This window comes from Saccharothrix coeruleofusca (genome assembly GCF_017876325.1).
Taxonomy (GTDB): Bacteria; Actinomycetota; Actinomycetes; order Mycobacteriales; family Pseudonocardiaceae; genus Actinosynnema; species Actinosynnema coeruleofuscum.
In genome coordinates this window covers 2,373,893-2,395,021 of sequence record NZ_JAGINV010000001.1, presented here as the reverse complement: position 1 = coordinate 2,395,021, position 21,129 = coordinate 2,373,893, and the positions used below count along the sequence as shown (strand labels likewise).

General features: G+C 68.9%; 13 protein-coding genes. 6 read left to right on the top strand and 7 right to left on the bottom strand.

Annotation, left to right across the window (positions count from 1 at the left end):
* Positions 1-9: 9 nt before the first annotated feature.
* Together JOF41_RS11040 and JOF41_RS11035 are read right to left on the bottom strand one after the other, a co-directional pair.
* Entirely contained in the window at positions 10-4,470 is a 4,461-nt protein-coding gene (locus JOF41_RS11040) for a non-ribosomal peptide synthetase (RefSeq protein WP_209618313.1), read from the bottom strand.
* Between the two features lies 1 nt (position 4,471).
* Positions 4,472-7,435: a non-ribosomal peptide synthetase gene (locus JOF41_RS11035; RefSeq protein WP_209618310.1), complete on the bottom strand. Its 2,964-nt coding sequence runs from the start codon at positions 7,433-7,435 to the stop codon at positions 4,472-4,474.
* 628 nt (positions 7,436-8,063) lie between these two features.
* On the opposite strand from JOF41_RS11035, the gene JOF41_RS38230 reads away from it, so the two are divergent.
* Positions 8,064-9,092 carry a class I SAM-dependent methyltransferase gene (locus JOF41_RS38230; RefSeq protein WP_307867369.1) on the top strand — a complete coding sequence of 343 codons (1,029 nt, stop codon included), beginning with the start codon at positions 8,064-8,066 and terminating at the stop codon, positions 9,090-9,092.
* A gap of 1 nt (position 9,093) precedes the next feature.
* The gene (locus JOF41_RS11030; RefSeq protein ID WP_307867705.1) at positions 9,094-11,739 is read left to right on the top strand and encodes an amino acid adenylation domain-containing protein; all 2,646 of its coding nucleotides are present in this window, start codon (positions 9,094-9,096) and stop codon (positions 11,737-11,739) included.
* Between the two features lie 121 nt (positions 11,740-11,860).
* Here the strand turns inward: JOF41_RS11030 and JOF41_RS11025 are convergent, their stop codons facing one another.
* The gene (locus tag JOF41_RS11025) at positions 11,861-12,787 is read right to left on the bottom strand and encodes an AraC family transcriptional regulator (RefSeq protein WP_209618305.1); all 927 of its coding nucleotides are present in this window, start codon (positions 12,785-12,787) and stop codon (positions 11,861-11,863) included.
* A gap of 454 nt (positions 12,788-13,241) precedes the next feature.
* Here JOF41_RS11025 and JOF41_RS11020 point away from each other — a divergent pair, with 454 nt between their 5' ends.
* Positions 13,242-13,583, top strand: coding sequence for a hypothetical protein (locus JOF41_RS11020; protein WP_209618302.1), 342 nt, complete (start codon positions 13,242-13,244; stop codon positions 13,581-13,583).
* 377 nt (positions 13,584-13,960) lie between these two features.
* Here JOF41_RS11020 and JOF41_RS11015 read toward each other — a convergent pair whose 3' ends face one another.
* Positions 13,961-14,239, bottom strand: a complete 279-nt coding sequence (locus tag JOF41_RS11015; protein ID WP_307867368.1) for a TfuA-like protein — start codon at positions 14,237-14,239, stop codon at positions 13,961-13,963.
* A 1,216-nt stretch (positions 14,240-15,455) separates the two neighbouring features.
* The gene (locus JOF41_RS11010) at positions 15,456-16,337 is read right to left on the bottom strand and encodes a LysR family transcriptional regulator (protein WP_209618296.1); all 882 of its coding nucleotides are present in this window, start codon (positions 16,335-16,337) and stop codon (positions 15,456-15,458) included.
* A gap of 2,337 nt (positions 16,338-18,674) precedes the next feature.
* Here JOF41_RS11010 and JOF41_RS11005 point away from each other — a divergent pair.
* Both JOF41_RS11005 and JOF41_RS11000 read left to right on the top strand, forming a co-directional pair.
* On the top strand, positions 18,675-18,959 hold the full coding sequence (locus JOF41_RS11005) for an RICIN domain-containing protein (RefSeq protein ID WP_307867703.1): 285 nt from the start codon (positions 18,675-18,677) through the stop codon (positions 18,957-18,959).
* Between the two features lie 421 nt (positions 18,960-19,380).
* Positions 19,381-19,587 carry a hypothetical protein gene (locus tag JOF41_RS11000; protein WP_209618290.1) on the top strand — a complete coding sequence of 69 codons (207 nt, stop codon included), beginning with the start codon at positions 19,381-19,383 and terminating at the stop codon, positions 19,585-19,587.
* 10 nt (positions 19,588-19,597) lie between these two features.
* Here the strand turns inward: JOF41_RS11000 and JOF41_RS10995 are convergent, their stop codons facing one another.
* Positions 19,598-20,110 (bottom strand): hypothetical protein, encoded by a 513-nt coding sequence (locus JOF41_RS10995; protein ID WP_209618287.1) that lies wholly within the window; start codon positions 20,108-20,110, stop codon positions 19,598-19,600.
* A 30-nt stretch (positions 20,111-20,140) separates the two neighbouring features.
* Between JOF41_RS10995 and JOF41_RS10990 the strand changes: the two genes are divergently transcribed.
* Complete coding sequence (locus JOF41_RS10990) at positions 20,141-20,299, top strand: hypothetical protein (RefSeq protein ID WP_209618284.1); 159 nt, start codon at positions 20,141-20,143, stop codon at positions 20,297-20,299.
* Positions 20,300-20,566: 267 nt separating this feature from the next.
* On the opposite strand, the gene JOF41_RS38595 is transcribed toward JOF41_RS10990, so the two are convergent.
* Positions 20,567-20,716, bottom strand: coding sequence for a BTAD domain-containing putative transcriptional regulator (locus tag JOF41_RS38595; protein ID WP_209618281.1), 150 nt, complete (start codon positions 20,714-20,716; stop codon positions 20,567-20,569).
* Positions 20,717-21,129 lie beyond the last annotated feature (413 nt).

The following is a 21,129-nucleotide window of genomic DNA, read 5'->3' as shown; positions in this document are numbered from 1 at the left end:
CTCCGATCGTCAGCGGGAGGTGATGATGTGTTCGGGTCCGCTCGTCATCGCGCGCGCTGCTGCCAGGTAGGCGTCGGTGTAACCGACCGCCAGGGCGTGGGGAACACGGGCCGCGTGGCTGACGACGAGGAGCGCGCGGTCGGAGGCCGGGTCCTGGACGAACCCGACACTCAGCGGGAACGAGTTGGGTTCGTACCGGAGCGTCGGCGCCGATCCGATCCGGTCGTCCTCGATCCACGACTTCCTGACCGGCCCGTCGAGCGCGTGGAACCGGTTGTAGGTGAAGTTCACGTCCACCTCTCCACGCGCCAGCAACCGGATGAGCGAGGCGAAAGGCACCCTGCGATGGGGCATCACGGCGGTCTCGGCGTCATGCGCCTGTCCGATGAGGGCGCGCCACGTCGTGTTCTCGAAGGAGGCGACAAGGGGCACGATGTTCACGAACAACCCCAACGCCGTCGTTCCCGCCGCTTCCTCGGGCCGCCCGTTCACCGTGACGCCCGTGACGACCTGGCGCCGTCCTGTCACCTGGTGCAGTGCCGCGAAGTGAGCCGCGAGGAAAACGCTCTTGGCGCTCGTGCCCGCGGATCGGGCCAGCCGCACCATGTCGCGGCAGATGTCGCCGTCGACCTCCCGGTCGACGGTCCGCATGAGCCCCCGGGCGCTCGTCCCGCCGTCCGGCGGGATGGTCCCGGCCAGCATCACGCCGTCCACGCCGGTCAGTCGATCCGCCCAGAAGTCGAGCGAGTCCGCCGCTCGCACAGCACTGCGCTCCATGGCGACGAACCGGCGGAACACCGGACCGGAGGGCTGGGCCGGGGGCAGGTCGGGGCGCGCGCTGAACGCGGCGTGCCGGTCGAGCAGTTGGGCGAGCAAGGAGGTGAAGCTCCAGCCGTCCAGGATCGCGTGGTGCTCGGTGAGGGTGAGCTGGAAGGCGTCATCGCCGAGCCGCTGGGCGGTGACCCTCAGCAGCGGTGCCTGGTCCGGGGCGAACGGGGTCGCCCACTCGGCTTCGACGAGCGCCACCACGGCGGCCTCGCGCTCGGCGGGCGAGGCGTTGCTCAGGTCCCGCACGGTGAGCGGCAGCGGGACCGACCGGTGGACCAGCTGCATCGGTTCGCTGAACGACACGAGGTCGAAGCAGGTGCGCAGCACCGGGTGGCATGCGATCGCCTCGGCCAGTGCCCGTTCCAGAGCCCGCGCGTCCAGCCCGCAACGGATCCGGTAGCTGTTGACGTTGTGGTACGGCCTGAGCGCGGGTTCCACCTCCATGTGGTAGACCATCGCCAGCTGCATGGCCGTCATCGGGTAGGCGTCCTCGACATCATCCGGGAGCCGTTCCCGGTCGGCCGGGAGCAGCAACTCCTGCGCACTGGCCCCGGCCGCGCTCGGCCGCGTGCGCGGTGTCATCCGCCGCGCCCCCGCCGTGACGGTCGGACACGCGAAGAGCGCGTCGAGCGCGAGGTCGTATCCCATCTCCTGGAGCCTGCCGACGACCTGGACACCACGCACCGAGTCGCCGCCCAGGCCGAAGAAGTCGTCGTGCCTGCCGACGCGCGCCACGGACAGGACGTGGCCGAGCGCCTCCGCCAGCGCTGTCTCGGCATCTCCCTCGGGTGCTTCGAACGGAGCGTCCCCGCGGGCGATGGCCGGTGGGAGGGCACGCAGGTCGACCTTGCCGTTCGAGGTCCGCGGCAGGTCGTCCACGAAGGTCACCACAGCGGGAACCATGTAGTCGGGCAGTCGCAGGGCCAGTCGCTGCCGCAGGTCCGACGCCGTCGGGCAGTCCGGCCCCGGCACCGCGTAGGCCAGCAGGCGGCCATCCTCGCCCGCCACCACCACCGCTGCCAGGACACCGGGAAGATCGGTCAGTGCCTGGCGGACCTCCCCCGGTTCGACGCGGAAACCGCGGATCTTGACCTGGTCGTCGGCGCGTCCGAGGTATTCCAGGTCTCCATCGGGCAACCAGCGGGCCAGGTCGCCGCTGCGGTACACGCGAGCACCCGGCACGTTCGGATCGGGTACGAAGCGGCGAGCCGTCAGCTCCGGCCTGCCGATGTAGCCGATGGCGGTGCCACCGCCTCCGACGTGGATCTCGCCGGGGACGCCCACCGGGACGTGGCGGCCGTGCCGGTCGAGAACGGCGACCGACAGGTGCGGCAGCGGTCTGCCGATCACACTGCGGTCGAACCCGCTGTCAGCGGTGATGTCATGGGCAGTGACGTGAACGGTGGTCTCGGTGATGCCGTACATGTTGCACAACCGCGCCGACGGCGCCGCCCCGAGCGAGAACCACCGGCGCACCGGCTCGGCGGTCAGCGCCTCCCCGCCGAGGACGACCAGTCTCAGCTCCAGTCGCCGCGGCGAACCCCGCAACGCCCGCACCAACTGGTCGAACGCGGTGGGCGTCTGGCTGAGCACGGTGACCCGCTCTTGTCGCAGGAGATCGGCGAAGGCCGCCGGATTCCTGCGGACCTGCCTGGGGACGACGACCAGACGTCCGCCGTGCAGCAGCGCTCCCCAGAACTCCCAGACGGCGAAGTCGAAGGCGAACGAGTGGAACAGGGTCCACACATCGCCCCGGTCGAACCCGAACCGGTCCGAGGTCGAGGCGAACAACTCCATCACGTTCGCGTGGGCGACGGCCACGCCTTTGGGCCGGCCCGTGGAGCCGGAAGTGTAGATGACGTAAGCCGTCGCGCTCGGCGACACGGCCAGTCCGAGGTCGTCCACCGGCTGCGTGTCGATGGCTGCCGCGTCGGCGTCCAAGTGCACGACAGACCTGCCCCGCTCCGGCACGGCGGCGTCGGTGACCACGAGTCGCACGGCGGCGTCCGAGAGGACGAAGTCGACCCGCTCCTCCGGGCTGGAGACCTCCACGGGCACGTACGCGGCCCCGGTTTTGAGCACCGCCAGCACCGCGATCACCTGGCGCACCGAAGGGTCCATCACCAGACCGACGTGGTCGCCCGGCCGCACGCCTCTGGCGACCAGCAGCCTCGCGAGCTGATTGGCACGGGCGTTGAGGTCGGCGTAAGTCGTGTTCGTCACGCCGTCGGTCACCGCGGTGCTCGCCGGGTGCGCGGCGGCTTCCGCCTCGAACAGCATGTGCGGGCAGGCCGTCGGTTTGCTGCTGACCGGCTGGTGCGGCCGCACCACCAGCCAATCGTCATCGGTGAGCACAGGCAGGTCGGCCACGGTCGTCTCGGGGTGGTGGACAGCGGCGGCGAGCAGGATCCGCCAGTGCGCAGCCATCCGCTCGATCGTGGCGGCGTCGAAGAGGTCGGTGCAGTACTCGACCTCCGCCCTGAACCCGACCCCGTCGTCGAACACCGACCAGGTGAGGTCGAACTTCGCGGTACCGGTCGGCAGCACCGCTGTGCGCCCGGTGGCGGGACCGATTCGCAGCAGCCGGTTCTGCTCCCCGTGGAAACCGAACACGACCTGCACCAGTGGTTGGTGGTCCGCCCACTGACGGGGGCCGAGCGCTTCCACGATCTTCGCGAACGGTGCTCGGCGGTGCTCCAGGTCGTCGAGGAATCCGGTCAGCACACGTGCGATCAGATCCGCGAACCGCTCGTGCCCGCTGACCGCGGTCCGCACCGGCAGCATCGAGACGAAGTGCCCGATCGCCGATTCCTCGTCGACTCCCGCGCTCTCCCGGCCGTCGAGCGGGGATCCGATCACCAGGTCCTCCATGCCGGTGTACCGGTGCAGCAGTGCCGTGAACGCGCTGAGCATGACGATGAAAGGCGTGACGCCCTCCTGCTTAGCGAGGAGCCTCACCTGGTCGCAGACCTCCCGCGGCAGATCGAACGCGAACCTCGTCCCGGTGCCCCGCCAGACGGGTGGCCGGGGCCGGTCCGCGGGCAGGACCAGCCTTTCCGGAGCACCCGCGAGCCTTTCGCGCCAGTACCGGAGAGCGCGTCGCTCGGCTCCGTCCGACGCCTGTGTCCGCCACCGTTCGACGACGACGCGGTACTGCACGGGCAGCGGCAGCTCAGGTGGGCGGCCCACCAGAGCGGCTTCGTACAGCTCGGCCAGCTCCTTCTCGAGCACCGGCAGGGACAACTCGTCGAAGGCGATGTGGTGCAGCACCACCAGCAACTGCCATGCTTCCTGGCCGCTGCGCACCAGCCGGGCCCTGATCGGCGTCTCCCGCTCCAGGTCGAACGGGCGAGAGGCGTCCTGCGCTATCGTCGCGGCGTCCGCCGTGACGACCAAGTCGACAGCAGCGGTCTCCAGGACCGTCTGGCACGGACCGGCCGCGGAGACGCCGTACACGGTTCGCAGTACTTCGTGCCTGTCCACGATCGCATTCAGGCATTGCCTGAGGACCTCTTCGTCGACCGGGCCCTTCATGTCGAGCAGCCACGGCACGTTGTACGTGGCCGTCCCTGGTATCAGCCTGTCCAGGAACCACAGAGCACGCTGGTTGGGCGACAGCGGCGCGCCTCCGGATTGCGACAAGTCAGACCTCCTCGATCTGGAGGGCGGCGAGCTCGGCCAGCCACTCGGCGATCATCTCGGTCACCGTCGGGTTGGTGTACAGGTCCGTGTTGAACTCGACCACGCCGGAGATCCGGTCGCCGTGGTCGGTGATCTGCCAGGCGACTTCGAACTTGGCGGTGCCGGTCGGGATGAGCTCGCGGCTGCCGATGGCGTCGCCGAGCCGCAGGTGCTGCTCGGCGTGGCGGTGCATCTCCAGGGCCACCGGGGTCAGCGGCACGCGGTCCAGCGAGCGGGAACCCGCGACGTGCCGGACCACGAGATCGAACGGCACATCCCCGTGCGTGAGGTCGGCGAGCACGTCGCGACGCACCCGGTTCAGCAGCCCGCGCACGTCGGTGCGGTCCTGGCGCCGGTCCAGGCGGATGCGCAGGGGGACCACGTTGACGTAGCAGCCGATCAGATCGGCCGTCGCGGGACTGCGCCGGGACGAGGGCGTGCCGACGACCAGGTCGTCCTGCCCCGACCGGTTCCGCAGCACCAGGCACAGGCAGGTGAGCAGCACCATGAACGGGGTGACACCCGCGGAGCGCGCCAACACGCGCACCTTCTCGACCAACGGCGCCGGCAGGTCGAACGGCACGACGGCACCCCGGACGCCCAGTTCGGCCGGACGGGGCAGGTCGGTCGGGAGGTCGGTCCACAGGGGCGCGCCTGCGAGCCGGTCCCCCCAGTAGGCCAGGTCCCGCTTCGCATCCGGGTCACCCCCGCGTGCGGGCAGTGCGGGCAGGCGGGCAGGACGCCCGGTTGACGCCGCCTCGTACAGCTTGCTCAGCTCCGCCTCGAAGATCCGGCGCGACTCCTCGTCCCAGATCAAGTGATGAGCCACCACGACCAGGGCCGACACCGGTCCCGAGCGCAGCAGGCGGAAGCGGATCAGCGGAGCGCCGTGCAGCTCGATGGGCCGACGCGCCTCGGCGTCGATCACCGCGTCCAGATCAGCGGTCTCCTCGGGCTGCAGCTTGATCGGCACGTGCCTGAGGACACGGCAGAGCGGCTCGCCCAGATCGGACATGAAGACCGTCCGCAGCGCCTCGTGCCGTGCCATGATCGCGTTGACAGCGTGTTCGAGAGCCGCGTCGTCGATCCGACCGGTCAACCGGAAGACCCAGGGCACGTTGTAGATCGCCGACCCGGGGTGCCACTCCGCGTCCATCCAGATCCCGTGCAACCCGGCAGGCAACGGCTGCCACGCGGGCATCCCGTCGTCGTCGTGGGACACCGCCTCGTCATCCGCGTCCGCCGTGGTCGTCGCCGTCTGAGCACACCGCCGTCCGGCCTCCGCGTCGAGCCGGGCGGCCAGGTCCGCCAGCACTGGTGTCTCGAAGATCCCCTGCGGGGACACGTCGTCCCAGGTGCCGATCAGCCGGGTGGTGATCCGGATGGCGGTCAGCGAGTCGCCGCCCAGCTCGAAGAAGTCGCTGTCCCTGCTCACCGAGTCCACTCCGAGCACTTCGCGCCACACCTCGGCCAGCAGTTCCTCCGTGGCCGTGGCGAAGGGTCGTGGTACGACGTGCGTCAGCTCGGCGTGGTCCAGCTTCCCCGCTCTGGTCCGGGGAAGCCGGTCGTGCAGGCTCAGCTCGCGCGGCAGGAGGTGGGCGGGCAACCGGTCGGCCAGGAACCGCATCAGTGCGTGACTGGTCACGTCGCTCGAACCGGGGACGACGTAGGCGGCGAGGTAGTCACCCCTCGCGTCCGCCACCCCCACGACGGCGCACTCTCCGACGTCCGGGTGGCGCTCCAGCACGGCCTGCGTCTCCGCGGGCTCGACCCGGAAGCCGCGGATCTTGATCTGCGCGTCGGACCGCCCGACGTACTCCAGGGTTCCATCGGTGCGCCGGCGCACGAGATCACCGGTCCGGTACATGCGCGTTCCGGGGAGCGGGCTGAACGGGTCGGGGATGAAGACCCGTGCCGTCAACGCGGGCCTGCCGAGGTAACCAACGGCCAACGGCTCTCCACCGACGTACAACTCGCCGGAATCCACCGGGCGCAGCCTGCTGTCCAAGACGTACAGGCGGCGGTCGCCCACCGCGACACCGATCGGCGCGGTCGCCGAGTCCGGGGCGCCGACGTCGTGAGCGGTGGCGGTGACGACGCATTCGGTCGGTCCGTACGCGTTGAGCAGACCGACGTCCGGAGCGTGGCGCATCCACCGCTCGACGGTGCCCGCGGACAGCCGCTCTCCGCCGGAGATCATCAACCGCAGCCGGTGCCCGGCGGGCAGCGGGCGGTCGGCGAGGCTCCGGGTGACCTCTGCCAGGTAGGCCGCGGGAAGGTTGGCCACCGTCACTTCTTCCCTGGCGATCAGTCCGGTGATGCCTGCCGCCGAGTGCAAGCCCTCGGGGAGGACGACGAGCGTGCCGCCCGCCAGGATCGGCGCGAGCACCTGCTCAAGGGCGACGTCCACGAAGGGCGCGGCTGAGTACAGCACCCGGTCGTCCTCGCACAGCCCGAAGCGGGCGGTGATCGCACCCAGGTGACGGCCCAGTGCTTCGTAGGTGACGCACACGCCCTTGGGCGTGCCCGTCGTCCCGGAGGTGTAGACGATGTACGCGATGCCACCGTGCCCAGCCGGTTGGCAGGCGAACCCCGCAGCATCCTCTCCGGCAACGGCGATGGCATGCTCATCAAGCATCAGCGCAGCGCCACTGTCGTCCATCACCGTTCTGATGCGTTCCACGGGCGCGTCCGGGTCCAGCGCGACGTACGTCGCACCGGCGAGCAGGACACCGAACAAGCCGATGACGCCGTGCAGTCGGTTCCCCGTTCGGACAGCGAGCACATCACCCGGCCCCGTGCCGTTCGCCTGCAGGTACTTCGCCAGCCCTTTCGCCCGCCCGGCCAGCTCGGCGTACGTCACCTGGTCGGCCCCCGCCGAGATCGCCGGGTGGTCCGGGCGTCTCGCCGCCCAGTGCTCGACCACAGCCCTCCAACTACCACGAACGGCGAGATCCGCGATGTCCGGATCGAGATCATGCCGGGATTCGCGACCCCGCGGAGAAGTCATCGACATCTCTTGATCGGCTCCCAGTTAGTACGTTCACGCCTGGACTGACGGACAACTCAGTTGGGCCGGCCGCTCAGGGAGTGGTTTCGCCCGGAGAACGCTGAGGAGAAGTCGTGGAGAGATCGACCAGCAGATCTCCCGACACGTCTCGGGTGTGTCAGGACCGCGCTTTGCGCACCGATTCGGCTGGACTCATCATAAGAAGGCGGCCGGCGGCCTCCGTAGAACGATCCGATCAAGATCTTGCCCGATAGAGTCAACATCGGTTCGCCGCCGCGACCACGTAGCGGTGACGCCGTTGGTTCCCTATAGTGGGCGGCACCGGCCACGTGGAAACCGCGGCCGGAAGGCGTTCCACCTCCTGCTCCGACCTTGACCGGACACACCAGGGAAACCGAGCGGATCAGCTAGGCGAACTCGCTGCCGCGACTGCTTCCGCGATGCGAATCCTCGACGTCCGCTCGTCTCCGGCAGTTCACGACCGCACCTCCGCGGCAGTAAAAGAGGAGGGCTACTTCATTTGTCGCGCACACTACGTGGCCAAGTGATCTCGGCCGGCGGCGGTATCGAGTACCTACCTTCGCTCTCGCTGGAAGCGTACCTGCGGCACGTCGAGGTCGAACACCCGGAACTCCACCGACTGCTCGACCTCGACAAAGCCCGTTCCGAGGGCGTGCTGCTGCGGCTCGTCTCCGTGACGAACGAGTTCGACACCGACGACACCGGGCGCGGTGATTCCTACCGCCGCGCCCAGCGGGACGCGTTCGCGCGGTGGAAGGGCATCCGGGAACTGCTGCGTCTGGCGACCCGAACCACCAGCGCGGGAGAGAAGACCGTCCTGGACGTCCTGGGGGGCGACGGCACTGTCGCGAGGGCCGCCGCCCTGCGGCCGGGCAGCCGCGCGGAGCGGCTGTCGGTCATCACCGGTGACATCTCCGGCAAGATGGTGGCCTGCGCGCTGGACTACGGACTGCCCGCGGTGCGCCAATCAGCGGACTGCTTGCTGCTGCGCGACGCATCGGTCGATGCGACGCTGCTGGCTTACGGTACGCATCACATTGCCGTCGAAGACCGACCGGAAGCCGTTCGCGAGGCCGTTCGCGTGCTCAAACCGGGCGGCCGTCTCGTTCTGCACGATTTCGACGGGCGGAGTCCGATGGCGAGATTCTTCGCTGAAGTCGTGCACAAGCACTCGACCACCGGTCATGACTACGCGCACTTCTCACGGGACGAGCTGGCCGCGCTCCTGGAACCGCTGCCGGTGCGCACCCGGATCGTCGACATGTACGACCCCCTGGTCATCGAGGCGGACAGCCCGCGAAAGGCGCGGTCCCGCGTGTGCGACTACATCGGCGACATGTACGGCATCCAGGGCTTCTTCGCCGGGCAACTGGGCCCCGATGTCTCGTGGCAGTTCGTTCAGGAGTTGTTCGACCACACAGCCTATTTCAGCGACCTCGGCCGTCCACCCCTGGGGCACCCGGTGCGCCCGATCGTGCGGAAAACCGACAGCCGTTGGACAGCCGAAGTGCCCCGAATGGCCCTGGTGGCCGTGGCCGAAAAGGTGGTTTGACATGGATTCGCGGTATGTTCCCGATCTCCTGCACCGACCGGACGGTCCTTCCGGTGATCGGCCGGCGATCGTCAGCGCCGATGGTGAGATGTCCTACCGGGAGCTGTGGCACGAGGTCGCCGCGATCACCGCGCGACTGGCTTCGGCGGGTGTGGAGCCTGGCGACTACGTAGCACTGCACCTCCCGCGTTCGGCCACTTACGTCACCTCGCTCATCGCCGTGATGACGATGGGGGCCGCGGCGGTGCCGATGGATCCCGAGCTCCCAGTGGAGCGTCTGCTGCAGATGGCGGACGCCACCAAGCCCAAGGTGATCGTGCACGCAGCGGACGGTCGATTCGGCGCGCCGGATGAGGCGCGCTGGCTCCGGGTCGACACCGGTCACCGCGACGGCGTCCTCGACAGCGGTACCTTCGACGCCACGCCGCAGGCGGCATGGCGTGAGCGCCCCGCGGCCGAGCGGACCGCGATGGTCCTCTTCACCACCGGCTCGGCGGATCGGCCCAAGGGTGTGCTGCTCCACCACGCGGGTCTGTGCAACCGCCTGGAGTGGGGGCACCGGTACTTCGGCCTGACCTCCGACGACCGCGTGCTGCACAAGGCGTCCTCGTCCTTCGACGCGGCCATCCACGAGATCTTCGCCCCGCTGATCGCAGGGGGCACGCTGGTCATCGGCCCGCCGGGAATCCAGTTCGACAGCTTGGGCATCCTCCGGCTGATCCGGGACGCCTCGGTCACGACGGCGCACTTCGTTCCCTCGATGCTGCGATATGTAGTCGAAGAGGAGAGCTTGCCGGAGTGCACTTCGCTGCGCCGCGTGCTCTGCGGTGGCGAAGCACTGGACATGACACTCGTGCGACGGTTCCGTGAACGCCATCCAGCCGCGCTGTACAACGGGTACGGCCCCACCGAGACATCGGTGAACGTCACCTACTGGAACTGCGACGAGCCGTTCTCCGGCGACATCGCCCCCATCGGCCGCCCCATCGACGGAGTGACCTGTCACGTCCTCGACGAGGACATGGCGCCTGTTCCGGCAGGCCGGATCGGTGAGCTCTGGATCTCCGGAATCGCGGTGAGCGGCGGGTACCTCGACGACCCCGAGCTGACCCGGCAGCGCTTCCGGCCGAACACCCTGTCCGGCGACAGCCCGTTCGTCTACCGCACCGGCGACCTGAGCCGGTTGACCGAATCCGGCTGCCTGGAATTCCACGGACGCATCGACGACCAGGTGAAGGTGCGGGGTGAGCGCGTCGCGCCGGAAGAGGTCAGCACCGTCATCCGCAGTCATCCGCAGGTCCGGGACGCCGCTGTCATCGGCGTCCCGGACGCCGTTCACGGCACGCGGTTGGTCGCGTACGTGGTCGCGCAGCGCGCCCACTCCCCGTTGGTCGACGGACTCCCTCGGGTCCAGCTGCCGAACGGCATGATCGTCGCCACGCCCACACCCGACGAAGCCATGTTCCTCTACCGGCAGATCTTCGAGCAGGACGAGTACTCCAGGTTCGGTCATGGAATCGGCGCCGGAGCTGTCGTCGTCGACGTCGGGGCGAACATCGGGCTGTTCTCCCTCTGGGCGTCCCAGCAAGCCGAAGGCGTCCGTGTCCTGGCGGTGGAACCGAACCCCGACGTGCTGCCGTACCTGAGGATCAATCTGGAGATGAACCAGGTCGTCTCCGAGGTGGTCCCCCTCGCCGTCACCGACACCACCGGGACCGCCCTGCTGACGTCCTTCCACCGTCTCAGCTACCTGTCCGGCTTGGGCGAAGGACGGCAGCAGCAGGCCATCGACTTGGTCGATTCCCACTACCGCAGGGCCTCGGCGGGCCGGGGAGGCCGCGGTCCCAGCCTCGACGAGATCTCCGGGCTGCGCAGGGAGGCCGAGGAACGGCTGGAGGCCACGCGGCACGAAGTCCGGACGGCCGACCTGTCGACCATCTTCGACCGCAGCGGTCTGGACCGGGTCGACCTGCTGAAGATCAATGCGGAGGGGGCCGAGCTGGCCGTGATCCGGGGAGTGCGCCCCGAGCACTGGCAGATGGTGCGCCAGGTCTGCCTGGAGGTCGAACGCGCGAGCTCGGCGGGCCCCGAGATCAAGGGCATCCTCGCGAACGCCGGATTCACGGTCCACGAGATCGACGACTGGAACGTTGGTTCCGATGCGGACGTGACCTACGTGTACGGAACTCGCGCGTCTGGTCCCCCGGCTCCCGAGGCCAAGCAGGCTCCGCCCCGGCACCGCGGCGGGCTGCTGACCGTCCGCGACATCCGCGACCACGTCCGAACCCGACTCCGGCCCGCCATGCGGCCCAGTCACATCATCTTCCTGGAGGATCTACCCCGGTTCCCCAATGGCAAGGTCTCCCGGCGTGAGTTGCCGCTCCCCGCTCCCGTCCCGGTGCCCGCAGGGGACGCGGCGGCAGGGGTCGGCGAGGAGTTGCGCAGGATGTGGTGTGAGGCGCTTTCCGTTGACCACGTGTCCGACGACGACGACTTCATCGGCCTCGGTGGGCATTCCCTGATCGCCCTGCGGATCACCGCGCGGGTCCGCCGGTTGCTGAACACCGAGACTTCGCCGAGTTCGCTGCTACGACCGCAGACGTTCGCCGCGTGGCGCGCCGACGTGCTGCAGGAGGCCCAGCGGTGACTGGCCGACTTCCGCTGCCGCGGTGGTATCGCACAGGCGGACGCGTGCGCTGCTCATCGACCGGCCGCGAGTCCCCATCCGCCGCTCCTCGTCAGTAAGGGGAACCGCGGTCGCCCCCGTCCTACGCTCCCTCGCCGTACGAGTCGGCAGCGACGCGGAAGCGCGCGGCGTCCTGTCCAGGCGGCGCACCGAACAGCCGGCGGTATTCGCGGCTGAACTGCGATGGGCTGCCGTACCCGACGAGGTGGGCAACTCGGGCGATGTCACCGCCGTGGCCGGCGACCAGCAGCGCCCGCGCCTCCTGGAGACGGATCCGCTTCTGGAACTGCAGCGGGCTCATCGTGGTGATGACGCGGAAGTGACGGTGGAATGAAGCGGTGCTCATCCCGGCCAGGCGCGCGAGGTCTTCGATGCGCATCGGTGCGGCGTAGTTCGTCCGTATCCACTGGATCGCCTGATTGAGATGGCCCACGTCACGGTCCACGAGACCGATCTGACGGACCAGATCTCCGTGTGGTCCCCTGAGCAGCCGCCAGAGGATCTCCCGCTCTACCAGAGGAGCCAGCACAGGTATGTCATCGGGGTGCTCCAGCAGTTGCAGCATCCGCACCACCGCGTCCAGCAAGCGGACGTCCGCATCGCCCACCGCGACCGACAATGATCGACGACCGACGGCACCGGCTGTTCGGGTCGCGGGGAGTTCGAGCAGCAGCGCGGCTATCGCATGGGAGTCCAGCTTGAATGTGACATCGAGGAACGGTGCCTGCGGGGAGGCTCGCACGACTTGGCTCATGAGGGAGAGGTTGGTCCCCGTCAGGAGGAACCGGCCCGCGACCAGCTCGTGAACGTGGCCGTCCAGGAGCAGTCGGCTGCTGCCCTGCGCGAGGATGACCAGCATGGGTTCGGTGATCGAGTGCTCCGGCACGGACGTGCCGTCCGCCCTGGACACCCGGATTCGGCCCGCCAGCGCTCGAGAACCACCTCGGGCGTGCGCTGCGATCAGCTCGGTCAGCTTTCTGACGTTCTGCTCCCTTGTCCGTGTGCTCACCGAGCCACCTCACCAGCGGTTGGCGCACCAGCCGGATTGCGCCCTCCGGCCGCACGGCATCGGCGGTCGACACCTCCTGCGGTGAGCCCGTCGCGGTCTCGCCTCGACGCCGGGACGATGTGCGGATCAACACGGACCAGCGTGACTCCCTCGCGCACGTTCATGCCTCCCAAGGATCACTCGACAGTCGCTGTCCTGCACCGAAAACGGGTTTCACGACCAACTACGGCGACTCGCTGCGCCACCGAGACCCTTCGTGCTGTGCTCGGCGGCGCACATGGATCGAAACCTCCGCCCCGCGCGCCGGAGAGCCCGTGTGTGAGCACTGCGAAGAACGCGGCAGATCGGCCGCGTCACCACTCATCCACCGGTTCGACATCGCAACCAGGGAGTGCGCCGCCTCCCTTCCGCACGATCCCGCGCGGGCTCGGCCTGCGGTCAGCAGCCGAATCTCATGAGTTCTCCCCCGTTCCACCACTCACCCCTGCGGCGCGGGATCAGGAGGCGGTCGCGCCAGGACGAAGCGGCCCGCGGGCCGCTCCACCAGTGGGCCGCAGCCGCTGACGAGCAGGCACCACGGCTCGCGGTGCCGTCCGGGGACAGCCCGTCGCCAGACGGCACCGCGATGTACCCCCACCGCACCAACTGCTCCGCGTACGTGCCGTTGCCGCCGACGTTCACCACCTGCCGCACGCCGACGAGAGGCCGCAGCGAGCCGATCACCGCCGACATGCCATCGGCCTCGTACTCCACCCTCATGACCGCGGGCGGCAACCGGCGTCCGGCGCAGCGGTAGCCGTCGTGGTCGTCGCGCTCAGCACCATCCCGAGCGGGACAACCGGCGCGACGTAGCCCACCTCGTGCCTGAGCTTCCAAGGTGACCCGAATCCCATGCCCCCTGAACCGATGGGGTCGTTGCGCCAGTACGAGGCGAAGTCCACCACGGGAGTGCCGACCAGGCCGTGGCCGACGTGATCGACTCCGCGAGCCCGTCACAAAGGACGGCAGTGGTGCGAGCGGGAAGATCGGCGCCAGCCACCACTGCGCGAACAGGTTCAAGCCACTGACCGTGCGTGGCGGCGACACTCGGATGCGGTCGGTCAGCCGATGGGAACAACAGCGTCCGCCAGGCACCGTGCAGCCACGACGTCACTCGTAACGCGGCCGACAGGGTCATCCGACAACGGTCGGCCAGATGACGGTCGGCCAGATGACGGTCGGCCAGATGACGGTCGGCCAGATGACGGGACGCGGTGCCGGACGCGGGACCGCCGCGCCGCCCGTGGAGATCATATCGCGGTACCACTCGAACACCCGGCCGCTGCCGATCATCTCGAACAGGCCGATTTCGGCCGCGCGTAAGGGACCGGTGCCGCCTGCGCCGATCACGGTCATGCCGCGCTCCACCGTGCCAGTGACTTCCTTGTGCCGCAGACCAACTCGTGATGTCACAGGCCGTCCACGATGAACTCGGCGCCTCCGGCCCGGACGTCAGAGCCGAACAAGTCCCCCCGCTCGGTCGACGGACGCACCCGCACGCCTGGAAACGTTCACCGAGAACAGGAACCGGGCAGACGGATCCCGTGAAAACACGAACGGCCTCGCCCACCGCGACGCCTTGAGGCAGCATACCGCAGTTCTCCCAGCTTCCGATGGATGTCCGGAACGCCCACCGCGATTCTCCAAGACATGTGGTGGCGTTCCCCCGCGCACAGCCGGTGTCGCAGCGGCGAACCCGCGGCCGCGTACTGAGGTCCAGCGGTCAGGACTTCACCACGCGCAGGTAGTGGCGAAATCCCGCACAGCACGTTCCGCCGACCAGCGGCTCAGGGGAACGCATAAATGCGAACCACCCACCCGTCGATCGCCAGAAACGATTCCCCTTGCGGAGCGTTTAAGTTTCCTCAATGCTTCCGGAAGTACTTTCAACATGAAACTAGCTCCATGGCAGTGCTTGTGAAAGTCGGATTAGATGATCCCACGCATCACTTCCAGTGATGGCAAGGCAGGATCACCTGGTGGAGGTCGGCTCGGCGTTCGGTGCGACGCGGAGTCGGCACAGGCCGCTGATCAGGCGAAGAGATCGGGGTGACAGCCGAGGGGACACCGGTGGCGCCGGTGACCAGATGGTGTCGGGAACCGCGCTTGCGGCGGTCGGTCCAGCGGGTCCGCGGCGCGCGGCTCGGGCAACAGGCCTTCGGGCGACTGCCGCCGGACCTCGGCCTCGCACCACTCGGTCATCACCGGTCAGGACCTCCGCACCCGCACCGTGATCTCGGAGTACTTCGCGGCACCGGTGAAGTCGATACGCGCAACCATTCCGAACTGATCGCCGAGTGGAACTCGCCGAGCTACCGGTGGATCAGCAGAGCAGGGAGGCCACGGGTTCGTACCGCCTGCGCGCACTGAGATGCGAGGGCTGTGCCCGGACCGGCGACAGAAGTTCCGCGCTCCCGCGCAGGCATCGACCAGAATGCTCCGCCCGACCTCGACCCGCACTTGGTCGAGACAACCGCACTCCTGCAGGACCTCCGCAACCGAGCGTCGGCCGGCCAACGACCCTCATTCCACCCGAATTTTTACCACCGTCTCAGGAAGTCGGTCGGCCCGGTGGGCTCCGGTCCGCCGAGTCAGGACGACCCGAAACGCTTCGAGCGAGCGCGAGCTTTTATCCGAGAGCCGCAGCGGCATCGCCCAGTTCTTCGCGCAGCCAGGTGTGAGCCGGATCAGCGGTGAACTTCGGGTGCCAGTACATGGTTTCGGCGAACTGCCACCCTCCTTGGAGGGGCACGGCGCGCAGTCCGCACTGCGGACCGATCAACTCGTACAGCCGCGATTGGATCAGCGTCACCATCGGCGTGCCCATTATCAGGTTCAGCGCAGCGCTGAAGTTGACAGTGGCGATGGCCGCAACCGCGGGCGACTGCCCGTCCAGCAGTTTCACCCCCGCCATCGAGTCGACGAAGGGAAGCCGGACCAACTCGTCGATACTCACCCGATCACCGAGTGCGATGTTGTTCTTGTCGGCGACGGCGACGAGTCGGTCGGCGAACAGGTCACGACTCTGGTAACCCAGCATCCCGGGCGGCATCAGATGTGACGGAGCGATGAGCAGATCAAATTCCGCACGGCGCGCGAGCGTGGTGATCCGATCACTGGCGTTCACTATTCTGACGGCGACGTGCGGTCGCATCCTCAGCACGGATTGCAGGAACGGCTTTATCAATACGATTGTGACGTAATCGCTGGTAACGATCGTGAATCTGCGTCGAAGTCGACTCGGGTCAAAGGTGACGTGCTGGTCCATCACATCGTACATGGAGCCGAGGGCGCGGCTGACCGGTTCCAACAACGACTCCGCGAAGCGGGTCAATCTCATGTTCCGACCATCGCGCACCAGCAGTGGGTCGTTGAAATGCCGCCGCAGTTTGGCCAGCGAGGCGCTCATGGCCGGCTGGCCGACATTCGTGCGTTCCGCCGCACGGGTGACGTTCACCTCGACGAGCAGCGCCTGGAGCGGAACGAGCAGGTTGAGGTCGATCTTGTGCACGGACCGCGGCGCGAAGGCCCTGGAGTCCCCTGGTGGATCGGGTTCGGGATCGCCGCCGCAGAAACTCCCGACAGACTTCCGGTTCGGTCGCCGCCTCTTCATCGGACTTCAACCCTCTCCCGTTGCTGATGACCGAAATATTTCCTGGAGGAGGGGTGCTCGACATCCGTTCGCGACGAAATCCGAACACGCCTGTCCGATCGTGCTCCGCATCAATATCGACCACCACGTCGGCAGTGGCACCGGTCCCGGCCAGGAGCAGGACTCCCCCGAGGCGACAACGAGCTGCCGAGTCCTTCCAGCCCGGCCGTACGGGTTGCGGTCGTGGCGGAGGCATGGCGAAGCTCCTGACAGGTGACCAATCGGCCCGAGCAAGATCTCTCCGGGCAATTCCCGTCCGCCGGCGGAGGTCCACGGTGCCGAAATCTTCCGGCAGGCCGACCGCGGCCTCACCTCAGACCGACACCTGCCCGAAAATCCAGGTCTACAGGCAAGCTCGCCTGAACCACGTTCCGCCGACCGGTCCCGACTGCCGGGGAGGTGAGCGAGCACCGACCGGTCCTCTGAAGTCCCGCCGGCCGCGCAATGGCGAGAACACGCCCTGGGACCCGGACGCCCGCGCAGCCCGGCCATCGCCACACGTGCTCCCACAGCGTCGCCGAACACGCCGCCCAATAGGCCACCCGACCGGCATGGCGCTCCAGATCACGCCGATCACGAAGCGCGCGGGGACGCCGGCCGCGCAGAGAACGAGGCCGAGGACGAACACCCGGGGCATTCGTGCCGCACCACCCTGACGGGTGGTCCATTCCGCCACGATCCCGCCGAGCACACCGCAGGCACCCGCGGTGATCCCGCTGAAGGGCCTGCCCTGAGGAACGAGGGCAGGCCCCGGCTCGATGCCCCGACAGGCCGGTGCGGCGCCTGTCGTGCCCGCCGGTCCGGCGACCGCTCGGACCGCACCGAAGGTCGTGGCGCTGACCAGGAACGACGACGTGTCCACCATCCGCACTCCGACACCACCGATTGTCCCGACGAGGACGCCGCCCAGCGCGGGACCCGGCACCACCTCGGTCGACAGCGTCGTGCCCAGTTCGGCGTCCGCCTCGACTTGACCGGTCCTCGGCGACCGGGAAGGGCGCGACGTCGTGGCGGATCATGACCGCACGCTTTGGCGGTCGGTCGACCAGCACACCTGCCGGTAACGCGATCAGAACGCTCGCGGGCGTTCCCGACGCGATGAGGACAACAGCCTGGAACGCCGGGACGTGCAGCACGATCACAGCAACCATTGGCGACACCGGTACGTTAATAGCGGATCTCACGTCACCAGCGGCCTGTTGGAACCGCAGCAGCATGAAGCGACGATCGCGGGACAAGGGTGCAGAATACACTCGGTTCGCTCCCAGTCGGTTCTCGCAGCGGTGGGAGTCGCATGGCACCGACTGCCCGTCAGATCATCGCAAGACAAATCCATCCGCTATCAGTGGTAGTCGGCATGTCCGGTTGTGTCAACCCGATCTCCACAGCGTAGCCGGGGCGTTCGACCGACTGGGCTAATCGAGACTTTTCCCAGGGCAGTCGCTCGTGAAGATTGGCACATGAGGGCAGTTACGCTTCCTTGACGTCTCCACACCGCCGTGGTAGCGCCGAACAACTGGTCCACCGATTCAGGAAATGGAGTCAAATCAGATCGCACTGATAGCGCACGCTCATCCGCACGCCCCACTTCCAGGCGACCGAAGGGCAGTGCGTCGCGACTCCCCCGTTCCCCGATCATGAGGCATCGGCGCGCAAACTGGCTTCGACACGCGGACCGCCCCTCGTCGCGCCCTGCCCGAAATCAGCGGTCCGCTTGACCCGGAAATCCTCGACCGTCGCCCCTACGCGGAGAACGAATGCCCGCGGGTCCATTCACCTGCTCAATCCAGGGGGCTGAGGCGAGAGGACGGTCCGCCGGCGGTGGGATGGGAGTACGACCGCCCCAGCGCTGCGCACCGGCGGCCTGGGTGAAGAGTTCCTCCACGCCCGCACCCCGGTCAACGAACAACAACGCACCGACGCCCTGGCGGTTGTCCCCCACCACCGTGCGACCTGACTCCGGTCGTCCGACCGCCACGCCTCGCCGATCGCCGGAGTGCCCAGGCAACTTGTGCGGCGCGGAAGGAATGCGCACGCGCCGGTGGCGAAGCTGTGCGGGACGGACCGGCCCGGTTCATGGAGGATGGATGAGCACCTGGTTGCGGAAGCCCCTGGCGTTGGTCGCGGCAGCGGCGGCAGCGCTGCTCCTGGCACCCGCCGCGACCGCGCAGCGGCCGGTGGCGCGGGGGATCAACCCTGGCCTACCAGAACCTGATCAACAATCTCCACCACAAGTGCCTCGCCGTGAACTCGGCGGACAACCGCAACGGCAAGCCGTTGATCCACTACGACTGCTACACCGACGTCACCGACCAGTACTGGCGGTTCGAGCCCATCGACGCCGCCCCCGACTACTACCGCATCCGCAACCAGCGCACCGACCGGTGCGTCGCCGCGCCGGACGGCGGCAACGGGGCCAAGGTCGTGCAGTACGACTGCGTCGACGGCTACTGCGACCAGTGGTGGCAGGTCTGGCCGTGACCCCGCCCGCTGATCCCACCGGGCCGCAGGCGCGGCTGTCCGCGCCGCGCCTGAGGAGGTCCAGGACGTCGGCTTCGAAGTAGGTGCTGCCCGCTCGGCGCAGCAGGGTCCGGGAGCGCCCGCACCAGTCGACGGCCGCGGCGTGCCTGCCGGTGCGCTGGGCGGCGTAGCCGAGGATGCCCATCGCCAGCGCCTCGTCCTCGGTGCACCGGTGGCGGCGCGCCATCTCCGGCACGAGTTCGCAGTAGGCGCGGGCTCGCGCGTAGTCGCCCAGCTGGGCGTGGTACCAGGCGGTGACGGTGAGCTGGCGGGTTTCCCCGGCGGGCATCCGGGTGCGGCGGCACAGGCGTCGGGCTCGGGCCGCGTGGTCCAGCGCCCGCCGGGCATCACCTGGAAGGGACCAGAACCAGCCCAGGGTGTGGTGCGCGTACGCCTGCGCGGCCAGATCGCCGACCCGCTCGGCGTGGACCAGGTGCCGCAGCGCCTCGGCGGGCCTGCCCAGTTCGGCGGAGATAGCGCCGAGCAGCTGGTGGGCGCCCGCCCGGCTGATCGGGTGGTCGAGCTGCTCGGTGGCGGCGTGCCCGGCCGCCACGCGGCCAGCGCCGCGTGGAACCGGCCCTGCCGGTAGGAGAACGTGGTCAGCAGCCAGGCCAGCCGGTGACCGAGTCCGCCCAGCCCCGCGCGGCGGCCAGGTCCTGGGCGGTCAGCGGGTTGGCGTGCCCGGCGGTGAACCACTCGAGGGCGGCGGCGCGGTCGAGCAACCCGAGGGGGCGGCAGCCGTCGGCAGGCTCCCCGGCATCGACCGGCGGGAGCAGCGGTTGCAGCAGCTCATCAGCCGCGAACGCCGTGTGCAGGTAGAAGTCCGCGACGCGACGCACCGCGCTCGTGCGGACCGCTTCCGGGTGATCATGGTCGGCGCGGTCGACGGCGTACAGGCGGACCAGGTCGTGCATCCGGTAACGACCGGGGAGGTGCTGCCGCAGGAGGTGCCCGTCCTCGAGTTCGCGCAGCACGCAGCGGGTATCCGCGCCGGACAGCGCGAGCAGGCTCGCCGCGGCGGGCACGCCGATGTCCTCCCCCGGCGCCAGCCCCAGCAACCCGAACGCGGTCGCGGCCGCCTGCGACATCGCGTGGTGCGACCAGGACAGCACGGCCCGGGCAGTCCGCCCCGGTGTCGGCTGATGCCCAGCACCGCGCAGGTCGGGCTGCCCGGCAGCAGCGGGGTGACCTGGGCTCTGTCACGGGCGTTGTCCAGCACGACCAGCACTCGCCTGTCCGCGAGCAGGCTGCGGTACAGCGCCGCCTGCGCGTCCGGCTCCGGCGGGGTGGCGGCCGGCTGACGCCGAGGGTGGCCACCGGGGTCGAACCCGCGCAGGTCGACGTACAGCTGGCCGTCGGGGAAGCGGTCGAGGTGGTGGTGCGCCCAGCGCAGCGCCAGCCAGGTCTTGCCGATGCCGCCCGGCCCGGTGATCACCGAGATCGGCATCGCGCCGACCGCCCCGGAGTGCTCGTCCAAGGAGTGCTCGTCCAGGGCGGCGAGTTCGCGGGATCAACCGGTGAACAGCCGGGCGGGGAGCTGGCGCGGCGCGGGACGTGGACCGCCCGCTTCACGGCCGGGGGCGCGCCAGCGCCGGGTCAGTGGTGAGGATTTGCTGGTGCAGGCGTCGCAGCGGCTGTCCGGGGTCGCTGTCCAATTCCTCGGCCAGCCGCTGTCGGAGCCGCTGGTAGTGCGCCAGCGCGTCGGCTGGCCCCGCCACAACCCGAGGGCGCGCTCGAACAACGCGGCCGCGTGGTCGTCGTCCACGGCACGTGCCTGGCGGACGAGCTGGTCGAAGCGGTGCAAATCCACCGCTTCCGGTGGCGCCACCAGCCGGCACCCCAGATTCCGGCGTCTTATCACAACATTCTCGGAAAGCGCTTTCCGGAGCACTGCCACATTTTGCCGCACCGCAGCTCGGGGATTGTGCGACAAACGCCGGTGCGCCCACACCCGCGCCACCAACCGCTGCACCCCGACGACTCGGTCGGGTTCCATCAGCAGGACTGCCAGCACCCAACGTCGTTGCAGGTGACCGAGGTCAGCGGGCCGACCGTCGAGGTGCGCTTCGATATCGCCGAGCAGGCGGAACTCCATGATCCCCCGATCCCGATGAACGACCATTACGCACAC

Coding starts and splice junctions, on each gene's coding strand:
- JOF41_RS11020 (WP_209618302.1), top strand. CDS start 13,242: ATGAGTTCTCCCCCGTTCCACCACTCACCCCTGCGGCGCGGGATCAGG.
- JOF41_RS11030 (WP_307867705.1), top strand. CDS start 9,094: ATGGATTCGCGGTATGTTCCCGATCTCCTGCACCGACCGGACGGTCCT.
- JOF41_RS10990 (WP_209618284.1), top strand. CDS start 20,141: ATGCCCAGCACCGCGCAGGTCGGGCTGCCCGGCAGCAGCGGGGTGACC.